Annotated in this window: 13 protein-coding genes; 7 read left to right on the top strand and 6 right to left on the bottom strand. The window is 35.3% G+C overall.

Translation table 11 applies throughout. The features are described from left to right. The first annotated feature begins 33 nt into the window (after positions 1-33). Complete coding sequence (locus CDIMF43_RS07285; RefSeq protein ID WP_109841610.1) at positions 34-813, top strand: peptidylprolyl isomerase; 780 nt, start codon at positions 34-36, stop codon at positions 811-813. Between the two features lie 110 nt (positions 814-923). On the opposite strand, the gene CDIMF43_RS07280 is transcribed toward CDIMF43_RS07285, so the two are convergent. Together CDIMF43_RS07280 and CDIMF43_RS07275 are read right to left on the bottom strand one after the other, a co-directional pair. Beyond that, positions 924-2048 carry a DUF1648 domain-containing protein gene (locus CDIMF43_RS07280; protein WP_162532921.1) on the bottom strand — a complete coding sequence of 375 codons (1125 nt, stop codon included), beginning with the start codon at positions 2046-2048 and terminating at the stop codon, positions 924-926. After that, complete coding sequence (locus CDIMF43_RS07275; RefSeq protein WP_074402898.1) at positions 2035-2433, bottom strand: GntR family transcriptional regulator; 399 nt, start codon at positions 2431-2433, stop codon at positions 2035-2037. The genes CDIMF43_RS07280 and CDIMF43_RS07275 overlap by 14 nt, the downstream gene beginning before the upstream one ends. Positions 2434-2604: 171 nt before the next feature. On the opposite strand from CDIMF43_RS07275, the gene CDIMF43_RS07270 reads away from it, so the two are divergent. From CDIMF43_RS07270 to CDIMF43_RS07255, 4 genes are all read left to right on the top strand, one after another. Beyond that, on the top strand, positions 2605-3117 hold the full coding sequence (locus CDIMF43_RS07270) for an Rrf2 family transcriptional regulator (RefSeq protein ID WP_074402899.1): 513 nt from the start codon (positions 2605-2607) through the stop codon (positions 3115-3117). 138 nt (positions 3118-3255) lie between these two features. Then, positions 3256-4008, top strand: a complete 753-nt coding sequence (locus tag CDIMF43_RS07265) for a DeoR/GlpR family DNA-binding transcription regulator (protein ID WP_074402900.1) — start codon at positions 3256-3258, stop codon at positions 4006-4008. Next, the gene (gene pfkB / locus CDIMF43_RS07260) at positions 4005-4919 is read left to right on the top strand and encodes a 1-phosphofructokinase (protein WP_109841608.1); all 915 of its coding nucleotides are present in this window, start codon (positions 4005-4007) and stop codon (positions 4917-4919) included. Before CDIMF43_RS07265 ends, pfkB begins: the two co-directional genes overlap by 4 nt. Positions 4920-4942: 23 nt before the next feature. Continuing rightward, positions 4943-6829, top strand: a complete 1887-nt coding sequence (locus CDIMF43_RS07255; RefSeq protein WP_109841607.1) for a PTS fructose transporter subunit IIABC — start codon at positions 4943-4945, stop codon at positions 6827-6829. Between the two features lie 41 nt (positions 6830-6870). Here CDIMF43_RS07255 and CDIMF43_RS07250 read toward each other — a convergent pair whose 3' ends face one another. Together CDIMF43_RS07250 and CDIMF43_RS07245 are read right to left on the bottom strand one after the other, a co-directional pair. Beyond that, positions 6871-7686 carry an ABC transporter permease subunit gene (locus CDIMF43_RS07250; protein WP_109841606.1) on the bottom strand — a complete coding sequence of 272 codons (816 nt, stop codon included), beginning with the start codon at positions 7684-7686 and terminating at the stop codon, positions 6871-6873. Then, on the bottom strand, positions 7683-8570 hold the full coding sequence (locus CDIMF43_RS07245; protein WP_109841605.1) for an ABC transporter ATP-binding protein: 888 nt from the start codon (positions 8568-8570) through the stop codon (positions 7683-7685). The genes CDIMF43_RS07250 and CDIMF43_RS07245 overlap by 4 nt, the downstream gene beginning before the upstream one ends. Before the next feature lie 146 nt (positions 8571-8716). Between CDIMF43_RS07245 and CDIMF43_RS07240 the strand changes: the two genes are divergently transcribed. Both CDIMF43_RS07240 and CDIMF43_RS07235 read left to right on the top strand, forming a co-directional pair. After that, positions 8717-9043, top strand: coding sequence for a hypothetical protein (locus CDIMF43_RS07240; protein ID WP_109841604.1), 327 nt, complete (start codon positions 8717-8719; stop codon positions 9041-9043). 78 nt (positions 9044-9121) lie between these two features. Then, positions 9122-10243, top strand: coding sequence for an aminotransferase (locus CDIMF43_RS07235; RefSeq protein ID WP_109841603.1), 1122 nt, complete (start codon positions 9122-9124; stop codon positions 10241-10243). Positions 10244-10303: 60 nt separating this feature from the next. Here the strand turns inward: CDIMF43_RS07235 and CDIMF43_RS07230 are convergent, their stop codons facing one another. Both CDIMF43_RS07230 and CDIMF43_RS07225 read right to left on the bottom strand, forming a co-directional pair. Next, positions 10304-11818, bottom strand: a complete 1515-nt coding sequence (locus tag CDIMF43_RS07230) for a DUF4179 domain-containing protein (protein WP_109841602.1) — start codon at positions 11816-11818, stop codon at positions 10304-10306. Beyond that, positions 11799-12326 (bottom strand): sigma-70 family RNA polymerase sigma factor, encoded by a 528-nt coding sequence (locus CDIMF43_RS07225; protein ID WP_074402908.1) that lies wholly within the window; start codon positions 12324-12326, stop codon positions 11799-11801. Before CDIMF43_RS07225 ends, CDIMF43_RS07230 begins: the two co-directional genes overlap by 20 nt. Positions 12327-12366: the final 40 nt, after the last annotated feature.

The following is a 12366-nucleotide window of genomic DNA, read 5'->3' as shown; positions in this document are numbered from 1 at the left end:
TAAAAATAATCAAAGGATGTGTTTTTAACCAAAATGAAAAACAAAAAATTAATTTTAGGCGTGATTTTGTTAATTGTTGCTCTTGTTATGATTGTCTTTGGCATAAAATATATGAGCGATCAAAATAAAGATGAAACAGCCTCAACAAACGATGAAAGCTCATTAACTTCTGATAGTGCTGAGACCAGTGAAAGTGAAGAAGAAAAAGTTGATTTTTCAAAATTAACGCTTCCTCAACTTTCAAACGAAGTAGCCGATAATGAAACTGAATTAGAAATCGTAACTTCAATGGGTTCAATTAAAGTAAAATTATTCCCAGAACTAGCACCAAAAGCTGTAGAAAACTTTGTAAAACACAGTAAAGACGGTTATTACAATGGTACTCCTTTCCACCGTGTCATCAATGAATTTATGATTCAAGGGGGCGATCCTCAAGGCAATGGAACTGGTGGAGAAAGCATTTGGGGCAAACCTTTTGGCGTTGAAAAAACTCCGGAACTTTACCATATCCGTGGCGCTTTAGCGATGGCTAAAACGAATGACCCAATTTCAATTGGAAGTCAATTTTACATTGTTCAAAACGATCAAGATCAAAGCAGCCAAGTTAGTGCTGATGATGTGCCAGAAAAAATAGTAGAAGCCTATAAAAAAGGCGGTACGCCGTTCCTAGATGGTCAATATACTGTCTTTGGCCAAGTAATTGAGGGAATGGATGTTGTCGATAAAATTGCTGCACTTCCTGTTGGAGCAAATGACAAACCAAACGAAGAAGTAACCGTTCAACAAATCAACGTTATTAAAGAAGCAAACTAATTTAAACTAGTTAAAAAACCTGACAAAACCCAATTATAATTTGAGTTTTGTCAGGTTTTTTTATGGAGATTCCCTAAAATAAACTAAGCTCATTCATACCTAGTCACAAATCATGAAAATAGGAAAATAACCACTAGAGGAAGAACGATAATGCCAATCATCATTCCCCATGATTGCCCTCTAGCAAAATTCATACTCGTTCCAATACCAAAACGCTTTTCAACCCAAATAGCTGGATCTTTTGGATTAAAATAAAAAACGCCTAATTTCCAATGAGTGTCATCATCATAAGTGGAAACAACTTGATTTTCAGATTGAGAAGGGTCCAATTTACGGTACCTCTCCCCTCCTTGTCCGTATTTTACAGTTAAGAAAAGACTTCCTGCAATCACCAGACCAACAAAACCAATAATAATGAATTCAACATTAAGTTTATCCATTAAATCAAAAATACTAATAAATTGAATCAGCATTAATAAACATTGAATCAAGATGGACACTAGTAACAAATAGACCGACCAAGCAAAGCGAAACGCTTGATTTTGATGGATGGACACACTTACCTTACTAGCATTAATTTGCTGTTTTGCTTTTTGAAATGAATAATTGCTAAGGTACATCACTACCATTAAAACAACTTGAAGCGCAGGCAGTGCTAATAAACTTTTAACTGATTTTTCAGCAAAACCATCTGCTACATTTCCAACTGTCCAATGAGTGGGAATAATGGGTGGGATTTTATCAAAGTTTGCAAATGTAATGCACACTGTAATAAGAATCAATAAAAAATTCGTAATGATTATGACTGAACCTGGAATAACCAAGCGATTGTTACGGTATGAGGTATCCACTACAATTTCTTCCTCAATCATTGCTGGTCTTGGAAGGTTTTTTTTATACTCTTTTAGTTGATTTCGAATCTTTAAAAAGATTAACCCACTGACTAAAAAATAAATAACCATGCTCACCATTAAATAAATAGCACTCCATTTTGCTAAAATTTCATATGAAAAAGAATTGCCTATAAATAAAAATGGTAGTGCTAAAAGAGCTGCCGTCACCATGTTTAAAATAAAAAACCTAAATTTTAACGCTCTGATTTTCTCGCTGTTTTGAAACCCATTTGGCAACGAGATACCAAATTGACTCGTTTTTCTTCCATAAAAAGGCGTCATTCCATTTATGACACCAATTAAAACCAACAACCCTGCCATAAACCAGTTAAACAACATCATCTTCATCACTCTCTTTCAATGTTTTCATTATTTCTGTTTTCAAATCCATTAGCACTTCATCAGATACATTAAAAATCCTGGCATCAATCATTAGTTCTTCTAATTTCTCTCGAAATGCTTTGAATTGGTCTTCCTTCATCATTAAATTGACGGAAGGATTCACCCTAAAACCCTTCTTTTGTTGAACTAGAACTCCTTCTTCTACAAGTAATTTGTATGCTTTGTTTACTGTATGAAGATTAATACCTATGTCACTTGCTAAACTTCTAACACTTGGCAGCGACTCACCTGGCATCAGCTCTTTTTTTATGATCCCTTTTTTAATTTGATAAATCAGCTGTGTATAAATTGGAATTTCACTTGTTGGCTGAATTCTTAAATACATTTTACCCTCCCCCTCTTCAATTCGTTATACACATACTATAACAATAATCGTTATATGTCAACTATAACAAAAAAACATTCTCGCCTTTTAAATTGCTTATGGTATACTAAAAAGTAAGGAAATTTAGCGAGTGAAGCATACGAAATATCTCATAGAAAGAAGCGAAAATAGATGAAATTAACCAAAAGCCTCGAACAAGCCATCTGTATTATTACATTATTGGCTACACAAAATAATCAAATCCCAGTCACTTCAACTGTAATCAATCATCGGTTAAATGGATCGCCAACATACATCAAAAAATTAATGCGAAAATTGGTGGTTCATCAGTTAGTCACTTCCGTTTCAGGCAATAACGGTGGCTTTACTTTAGTGAAACCGCCTAGTGAAATTTCAATTTTAGAAATTATTGAAGCCGTTGAAGGCGAAATTAATACGTATCCAAACTCGGGATTGATTGATGTTGTCTTTCAGGATATGCAAGTTGAAGCCCATCAAGGCGATCAAGTTTTAAGTGCTGTTTTTCATCAAGCAGATACGTTATGGAAAGATTATTTAGCAAAACAAACGGTGGCCGATTTATTATTCCAAACACTAGGTCGTGAAGCGACACCAATTCTGAACTGGAATGATTTAAGCCAACCTCACGAACGTTTATTAAAAAAAATATTGAAATCAAAATAAAAGAACCCTTCACAAACAACGAACTGATTTACTTTTCGTTGTTTTTTTTATTACGCTTGCAAAAAAAAGAAAACGTTGACATTTAATGATTGATTTTGACCGTTTTTGATGTTAAACTACTTTTGAAGGAGGGATACAATGTTAACAGAAGAACGACATGCCCTAATTTTAAAGCGCTTAGTTGATCATGGTGTCATCAAATCTCAAGATTTAATGACGGAATTAAACTGTTCGGAGTCAACGATTCGACGTGACTTAGCTTTATTAGAAGAAACTGGAGAACTCATTCGTATCCACGGTGGCGCTAAACGAAATTTTCATTTAGATGAAGAACAAGACATGAACGAAAAAACGTTCAAAAACGTTCAAGAGAAAAATTTAATTGCTCAATTAGCGGCGAGTCTTGTCAAAGAAAAAGACACCATCTACATTGATGCTGGTTCCACTACGTTAGCCATGATTCCCTTTTTAACACAAAAAGGAATTACTGTTGTTACAAATGGTGTTCAACATGCCTCCCTTCTTGCCGATCATAAAATCAACACCATTCTAATTGGCGGAAATCTAAAAAACTCCACTAAAGCGATTGTCGGTTCAACAAGCTTAGCAGAAATTGAACGCTATCAATTTAGCAAAACATTCTTAGGAATGAATGGAGTTCATCCCGATTTTGGCTTTACTACTCCTGATCCAGAGGAAGCTGCGTTGAAAGCAGCAGCATTAAAAAAAGGGTTTGATATTTATGTATTACTTGATGAAACCAAATTTGATAAAGTTAATTTTACAAAGGTTGCTGAGATTGATCAAGCAACTATCGTGACGCAAAAACTGGATCATCAGAAATACCCAACTTATTTTGAAAAAACAACTATTTTAGAGGTGAGAATATGATTTATACAGTTACACTTAATCCATCCATCGATTACATCGTTCACTTAAAAAATATTCAGTTAGGTGAACTGAACCGTATGGACAGTGATTTAAAATTACCCGGCGGAAAAGGTATCAATGTTAGTCGTGTTTTAAAGCAGTTAGACTATCCTTCTACGACACTAGGATTTTTAGGCGGTTTTACAGGAAATTTTATTAGCGAATGGTTACACAAAGAAGGCGTTATGACTGATTTTACAAATGTAAATGATGATACTCGTATTAATATTAAATTAAAATCCGTTTCAGAAACCGAAGTAAATGGTTTAGGTCCAGCAATCACCACTTCAGAAGCAGAAGAATTATTAACAAAATTGCAGGCTTTAACATCTGATGATGTTGTTATTTTATCAGGAAGCAAACCACCAAGTTTGCCTCATGATTATTATCAAACAATGATTGATTTGATTACTAAATCAGGCGCCGAATTTGTTATTGACACGACGGGTTCTGACTTAATGGATGCCCTTAAGCATCGTCCACTACTAGTCAAACCAAATCATCATGAATTAGCCGATTTATTCGATATTTCCTTTGATTCAATCGAAGCGATGTTGCCTTACGGACAAAAATTATTAGACATGGGTGCAAAACATGCGTTAATTTCAATGGCTGGTGATGGTGCTCTTTTCTTTACTGGCGATCACATTTACACAAGTAATGTCCCTGTTGGAACGGTTAAAAATTCAGTTGGTGCTGGTGACTCCATGATTGCAGGCTTCATCGGAACCTACCAAGCAACAAAAGACCCGCTTTTAGCTTTCCAAATGGGTGTTGCTACTGGAAGTGCAACGGCGTTTTCAGAGGACTTAGCAACCAAAGAAGCAATTCTTGCTTTAGTTGATGATGTTCACGTTAAACAAACAAAATAAAACATAAAAATGGAGGAAATAGTATGAAAATCAACGACTTATTAGTCAAAGATGTCATGATTATGGATTTAAAAGCAACCACAAAAGAAGCTGCAATTGATGAAATGATCCAAAGTTTAAGTGAACATGGGCGAATTAATGATCCTGTCGTCTTTAAAGAAGGCATTATGAAGCGTGAAGCGCAAACGTCCACTGGTCTTGGAGATGGCATCGCTATGCCACACGCAAAAAATAAAGCCGTAAATGAAGCAACGGTACTTTTTGCAAAAAGTACTACCGGAGTTGACTATGCCTCACTAGACGGACAACCGGCTTTCCTATTCTTTATGATAGCGGCTCCTGAAGGCGCAAATGATACCCACTTACAAGCACTTGCTGGTCTTTCACGTTTATTAATTAATCCTGATTTTGTTGCTTCTTTAAAACAAGCAACCACTCCAGAGGACGTTCAACAACTCTTTGCTGCTGCTGAAAAAGAACATGAAGAAGCTGAAGCAAAAGAAGAAACTGCACGTAATGAAGCGCCTGTTGAATGCAACAAGCCTTTCGTCGTAGCAGTAACTGCCTGTCCAACTGGGATTGCCCACACTTATATGGCTGAAGACGCATTAAAGAAAAAGGCAGCTGAAATGGGTGTTGACATTCGTGTTGAAACCAATGGCTCTGAAGGCGTTAAAAATCGCTTGACTGATGACGAAATTGCACGTGCAAGTGGCGTTATTGTCGCTGCGGATAAAAATGTTGAAATGAATCGTTTTGATGGCAAGCATGTGTTAGAGCGTCCAGTTAGCGATGGAATTCGCAAAACAGAAGAATTGATTACGAAAGCGATTCACAGCGAAGCACCTATTTTCCATGCAAATGGTGAAAAATCTGATGCTTCAGAAAATGAAAAAACAGGTTCAGTTTGGAGCAAAATCTATAAAGACTTAATGAATGGCGTTTCTCACATGTTGCCATTCGTGGTTGGTGGCGGAATTCTAATGGCCATCTCCTTCTTAGTTGAAAATACAATGGGCGATAAAAGTGAAGCTTTCTTATTCTTAAATTCAATTGGTGGAAATGCATTTAACTTCTTGATTCCAATCTTAGCCGGATTTATTGCTATGAGTATTGGGGATCGACCTGGATTAATGCCTGGTATGGTCGGTGGTTTAATGGCAGTCAATAGTGGCGCTGGTTTCCTAGGCGGTTTAGCAGCTGGTTTTATCGCAGGTTATATTATTGTTGGTTTGAAAAAACTATTCAGTAAATTGCCTAAAACGCTTGAAGGAATTAAACCCATTTTACTTTATCCTGTGATTGGTTTACTTTTAATCGGCATCGTAATGTACTTTATTATTGACCCAATTTTTGGTTCAATTAACAAAGCAATGCTTGATTTCTTAGAAAACCTAGGTACTGGTAACGCTGTTTTACTTGGTGCTTTACTTGGTGGTATGATGGCATTTGATATGGGTGGTCCCTTTAACAAAGCTGCCTATACCTTCTCAATTGGTGTCTTCACTGATACAGGAGATGGAAAATTAATGGCGGCTGTTATGGCTGGTGGGATGGTTCCTCCTCTTGCAATCGCTCTTGCTTCAACTATTTTCAAAAATAAATTTACTGCAGATGAAAGAAAATCTGGTTTAACCAATTATATTTTAGGGTTATCCTTTATCACAGAAGGTGCGATTCCATTTGCTGCAGCAGATCCATTACGCGTCATTGGTTCTTCTGTTGTCGGCGCGGTCATTGCCGGTGGATTAACGCAATTCTGGGGTATTAGTATTCCTGCTCCTCATGGTGGTATTTTCGTCATCACCTTAGCAAATCATGCCCTACTCTTCTTATTCGCTCTTGCAATAGGAACTGCCATTTCAGCAATGATTTTAGGGGTTTGGAGAAAACCTGTTATCGAAAAATAATAAAAAGGGCCAACAAGAATTTAATCTTGTTGGCTCTTTTTTTATCCTTTAAAATCTTTTTTTTCATAAAAGAAATAACTTAAACCACTAAATGCAATAATCCCCATCACACAAATGAGCAGATGAATGCCCTTCATATTTTCATTTAAGGTTGTTGAGGGGACAGCATAGTGAAGTGGCGATACATTCTTCAGCCATTCTACTTTGCTATTAATTTCAGAAAGGATCCCTAAGATATAGGTACCAAAAATAAATCCTAAAGCCACTCCAGTTGTTTGTTTACTCGACTTTAAGATTGGTGAAAAACAGAAACCAATGGCGAATAAAAGCAGTAACACTAGGCCTTCATTTAAAAAAACGCGATTGATTTGTGAAACAATCGTTGACCAATTAGATCCTTTTTCTTTAAAAACATAAATGATTCCAAATGAAAAAAGCCAGGTAAACAGCCAAAATAATGCCAACAACAACGTATTTGCAATTTGCTTATAAAAAACGATGTCTCTTCTCGAGAGAGGTTGTGCGTATAAAAAATCAATCGTGCCATCTGTTTCTTCTTTGACTAACGCAGTTGCCCCTAATAGAACTGCGTATATTCCTGCTGCCAAAAAGAGGTATTGGAAAACATAGGCAAAGTAACCTGTTACTTCTAATAAACTTGTTCCACCTTGTAAATTAAACATCTTCAAAAGTTCACTAGGCATCGCGTCTAACTTCGTATTGACAATATCCTTCATCCCAGAACTTTGCATCGTTGGGAAAACAGCCATAAACAAACCTAAAATCAACATTACGGCAGCTGACCATAAAATTAAGCTTTTTATCCCATTACGCCATTCAATTTTAATTAAGGTCATTGCAATGCCCCCTTTTCGTACATTGTCATAAATTTATCTTCCAGTTCTTGATTTTTAATTAAAACATCTTTAATTTCAGAATGCATCAATAATGGCAAAAGGATTTGCATGTCGCCGTTATAAAAGAATTTCAACTGTCTATCCGACTGCTGGATTAACTTCGCTCCAATTGCAATGAATTTTTCTTTTGGCAAATTATTCCCAACTAACTCCACCACTTTTCCAGCTACTCGATCAGCTGTAATGTCTTCAATCGATATGATTTTCCCCTCTTTAATAAAGGCAGCCTTCGAACAATAACGCTGTACTTCTGTTAAATCATGACTAGATAAAAAAAGGGTCATTCCTTTTTGATTTTTTTCTTTTAGTACCTCAAATAAACGATGCTGCATTAAGGGATCAAGACCATTTGTTGGTTCATCCAAAATCATCATTCGAGGATTAGCGATTAATCCTGAAACAACCGCCACTTTCTTTTTATTTCCAAGAGACATCTCTCCTAACTTTTTCTTTGGATCTATTTCAAAATAATCAAAATAATGGTTAATAATGGGTTTAGCATTTTTTAGATTGTGAAAATCAGCGACATATTTCATAATTTGCATGGCATTCATTGCTGGGTAAAAGCGAACGTCACTGGATACATAACTCACTTGTTTCTTAATGGATTGTGACTCTTTGACGCAATCCAATCCTAAGATTGAAGCTGAACCACTTGTTGGATAAATAAAGTTCAATAGCGTTTTAATTGTTGTCGACTTCCCCGCTCCATTGGGCCCAATAAAACCATAAATTTCCCCTTCTTCAACAGTTAAGTCAATGTGATCAACTGCTGCTTTTTTATGGTACATTTTGGTTATTCCCAGTATTTCGATCGCCTTCATAACGCTCCCCCCTTTTCTTTAATCAAATGTAGCGTACTCTTTCAACTAATGAATTGTCAACTTTAAAGAACCTCTCTTTAAGACTTGACCTGATACGCGTTTCATAAATTATACTAGTTTTATCAAATTGTGAAAGGATGATTTTTATGTATGGCATCATCTCCGTATCTGATTTATTAGGCTTAAACTATCACTATGTTAAAATTGACTTTAACGGCAATCAATTAATCTTTGAGAGATATTTTTTACTCCATCAAACACCCCTCACTTCTATACCTGTTAACGAACTAAACCATCTTTTTTTCGAGGAAAATAAAGATAGCGTAAAAATTTTCTTTACTTATCAAAATCAACACTATCAAATTAAAGAAAATGCTTCATTAAACGTTGCAGACATTGCTGTCTTCATTCAAACAGCTACTTTTGCTTATTACGGGAACTACATTGAATTGCCAACTTTTTTAAATAAATAAGCCTAAATTCACTACCTTTATTGTGTCTTTTCAGTTAAACTAATGGAAGAGAGTAAACATTAGAAGTGAGGGAATAAAATGAATATTGCGCCTTTTGGTGTAGAAGAATGGTTAAACGAGTGGGAAAACGAAGCAATTTATGATATTGCAGGCAGTTCCATCGCCTCGCTTACCGTAGAAGAATTAATTGGTCTTGATGGATCAACAATCGAAGCTTTTTTCAAAGAACAGTCGAAAACAACGTTAAATTATGGATGGATTGAAGGTTCTCCTGAATTTAAAGAAGAAGTTAGCCAACTATACACCACGGTATCACCTGAAGCCATTCTTCAAACAAATGGTGCTACTGGGGCTAATCTATTAGCTTTGTATGCACTTGTTGAAGCTGGTGACCATGTTATTGCACTACATCCGAGTTACCAACAATTATACGATATCCCAAAATCATTAGGTGCCACTGTTGACTATTGGTCCATTTATGAGTCAAATCAATGGTTGCCAAGAATCGAAGAATTAAAAAAACTTATCCAACCAAACACAAAGCTTATTTGTCTAAACAACGCAAACAACCCAACTGGAACGTTATTAGATGAAGCCTTTTTAAAAGAAATTGTACTCTTAGCTAGGAAAGTTGACGCGTACATTCTGGTCGACGAGGTGTATCAGTGCTTAGATTCGACTCAAACGATTCCTTCCATCGTTGACTTGTACGAAAAAGGAATTGCTACCAACAGTTTATCGAAAACCTACTCTTTGCCAGGTCTTAGAGTCGGATGGACAGCCTCGTCAAAAGAAATTGCCGATTTATTTAGAAAATATCGCGATTATACGATGATTTGTGCAGGCGTTCTTGACGATGCTTTAGCGGTTCATGCTTTAAAAAATAAAGCGATGATTTTAGAACGCAATCGATCTATTGTTGCAACGAATTTGGCTATTTTAACCGATTGGGTTCAAAAAGAACCGCGGGTGTCTCTTATTTTGCCTAAATCTGTTTCAACCTCCTTTATAAAACTAGATATCCCAATTGATGTAGAGGAATTTTGTTTGCGTTTATTGAAAGAAAAAGGGGTCTTACTTGTTCCAGGCACCCGTTTTGAAACACCTTTTCACGCGCGTTTAGGTTTTTGCGCACCAACAGATACTTTAGTTGCTGGATTAAGAGAGTTGTCATTATTTTTAAGAAGCTTTGACAATTAGAAAAAAAAACATGGAATCAACATTTAATAAAATGGATTCCATGTTTTTTTATTGATAGTATTAAGGTTGAGCAATTGGTATTTCAATAACTTGATCATGGGTGTAAGAGCTTTTTTGAAGATAGACTGAAAATAAATTATCGTTTGTTATTTCATGAATAGTAACAGATTCATGAGTAACTGGATGAATAGCCCTTGCTAAATCAAAAATAATTCTAACTGTATGATCGTTTTCATCTAATTGCTCTACCACTGTATGGTGAAGCTCAAACTCTTTCAAATTTGCTAATAATTCTTTGCTTTCTTCTTCATACTGTCTGACATTCAGTGTTCTATCATTTTTTGAAAATTCGCTAGCTTTTTTTGAACTATAAATTTTAGGCATCCACTTGTCTATTGTAGAAATAATGTCAACCGTTTCTTTTTTTTCTTCTTTGGTTTTGATATCAACAAGAAGCTGACCATCCATTACTTCATAATGATAGAGTTCAAAATCCAATGTCCCTTTTGGTCCTTGAAAAAAAATTGGAAGTGATTCTGAAAACTCATGACTTAGATTTTCTCCTTTATAATCAATATAAACAGCAGCATTCACTGAATTCTCATTTGGTGGATTCGTTAAATTTAATTGATAAATGCTACGTTCTTCTTTATTATTGAGATTTACTTTTTTTATAAGCTGACTCGGGTAAAAGTCGCTATAAAGATGACTTGGATTTCCTTCAAATACTTGTAAGCTTTGACCTGGTTCAATAATACCCATTTTTATCTCTGCAATATCGTCCTCTTTTGGCTTAACAACGCTGTATTGAATTGTCGTAGTCGTTTTCCCTTGTACAATTTTATCAATTTTCATTTGTACTTCATCATTTAAATGAATTAATTTATCAACTTCAAAAAGAGTTGTTTTTACTTCTTTAAGGGGTACTTTTAACGCCCATTTCCCTTTTACTCCATTAATCTCTGTAGCAATGAGCGGAAGAGTTTCTTTAAGCTCGTCAGCTGGGTCAAGGTAGTTGATTATTATTTTTCCAAAGTACACATTCTTTTCATTTCTTAAGACATTTTTATACTCAATTTTAACTTGTTCACGTGGAAGATTTACAGTCAAATTACTATCAGCTAATTGGATTGACTTACTAGCCGCGTAATTATCAATCTCATCAATTGTGAGTAAATCAGGTGCTCCTTCGTAGGAGTATGAAATGTCAATTTGTCCGCCATCTCGATAAATTGTATCTATAGTTAACTTAATTCCTTGATCTGTTACATAAACACCCACTGGAGTTGGATCTCCTTCTTCTTTTATAACACTGCCTTTTTCGCTTCTGAATTCAATTATACTATGAACAATCGGTACTTTTGCCAAACTATTTAATGTTTTTATAGGTAAGGTAAACAATAATAACAGGCAGGCCACTATAAGAATGCTTCCTCCAATTGCTACTTTTTTTCCAAAAAGCAACTTTCTTCTTTTTGAATCAGCTTGTTCAATCCCCAACTTTAGTGCCTGTCTCACTTCTTCGATAGGCACTTCAATTTCATTGATTTTTTCTTTAATTTGTTTGGAATCCATTATAGTCAACCTCCTCTAGTAAAGTTTTCAAACATTTTCTACCTCTGGATAAGTTTGTTTTTATTGTTCCTTCAGGTATATTTAGTGCAAGAGAAAGCTCTTTTATACTTAACCCTTGATAATAATGTAATAAAATAACAATACGATAATCTTCCTTTAACATACCTATTGCTCTCACTAAATCTAAATCATTTTCCACTTCATTTGTTTTAAGAAAAATCAACTGCTCCTCACCTGAAAAATGAACTTTCTTTTTTTGTTTAAGTTCTTTTAAAGCGGTATTAATCAAAATTCTAGTTAGCCATGTTTTAAAAAGACTTGGATCTCTCAACTGATAAATAGATTTCATTCCTAGATATGCTGTTTCTTGTAAAACATCCAGTGCATCTTCTTTGTTTTGCATATAAATATACGCAGTTCGATACAGTTGCTCTTGCATTTCAAGTAGTAATCCTTCAAAGGCTAGTTTATCTCCTTTAATAGCTTGAACAATACGCTTTATATCCATTGTAAAACCTCTCCTTCATTTCTGAGTACTCCCTTATTAG

It is taken from the genome of Carnobacterium divergens (assembly GCF_900258435.1).
Taxonomy (GTDB): Bacteria; Bacillota; Bacilli; order Lactobacillales; family Carnobacteriaceae; genus Carnobacterium; species Carnobacterium divergens_A.
The sequence above is the reverse complement of the archived record's forward strand: the minus strand, read 5'-3'. Positions and strand labels throughout refer to the sequence as shown.

Coding starts and splice junctions, on each gene's coding strand:
- CDIMF43_RS07285 (WP_109841610.1), top strand. CDS start 34: ATGAAAAACAAAAAATTAATTTTAGGCGTGATTTTGTTAATTGTTGCT.
- CDIMF43_RS07280 (WP_162532921.1), bottom strand. CDS start 2,048: ATGATGTTGTTTAACTGGTTTATGGCAGGGTTGTTGGTTTTAATTGGT.
- CDIMF43_RS07275 (WP_074402898.1), bottom strand. CDS start 2,433: ATGTATTTAAGAATTCAGCCAACAAGTGAAATTCCAATTTATACACAG.
- CDIMF43_RS07270 (WP_074402899.1), top strand. CDS start 2,605: ATGAAATTAACCAAAAGCCTCGAACAAGCCATCTGTATTATTACATTA.
- CDIMF43_RS07265 (WP_074402900.1), top strand. CDS start 3,256: ATGTTAACAGAAGAACGACATGCCCTAATTTTAAAGCGCTTAGTTGAT.
- pfkB (WP_109841608.1), top strand. CDS start 4,005: ATGATTTATACAGTTACACTTAATCCATCCATCGATTACATCGTTCAC.
- CDIMF43_RS07255 (WP_109841607.1), top strand. CDS start 4,943: ATGAAAATCAACGACTTATTAGTCAAAGATGTCATGATTATGGATTTA.
- CDIMF43_RS07250 (WP_109841606.1), bottom strand. CDS start 7,686: ATGACCTTAATTAAAATTGAATGGCGTAATGGGATAAAAAGCTTAATT.
- CDIMF43_RS07245 (WP_109841605.1), bottom strand. CDS start 8,570: ATGAAGGCGATCGAAATACTGGGAATAACCAAAATGTACCATAAAAAA.
- CDIMF43_RS07240 (WP_109841604.1), top strand. CDS start 8,717: ATGTATGGCATCATCTCCGTATCTGATTTATTAGGCTTAAACTATCAC.
- CDIMF43_RS07235 (WP_109841603.1), top strand. CDS start 9,122: ATGAATATTGCGCCTTTTGGTGTAGAAGAATGGTTAAACGAGTGGGAA.
- CDIMF43_RS07230 (WP_109841602.1), bottom strand. CDS start 11,818: ATGGATTCCAAACAAATTAAAGAAAAAATCAATGAAATTGAAGTGCCT.
- CDIMF43_RS07225 (WP_074402908.1), bottom strand. CDS start 12,326: ATGGATATAAAGCGTATTGTTCAAGCTATTAAAGGAGATAAACTAGCC.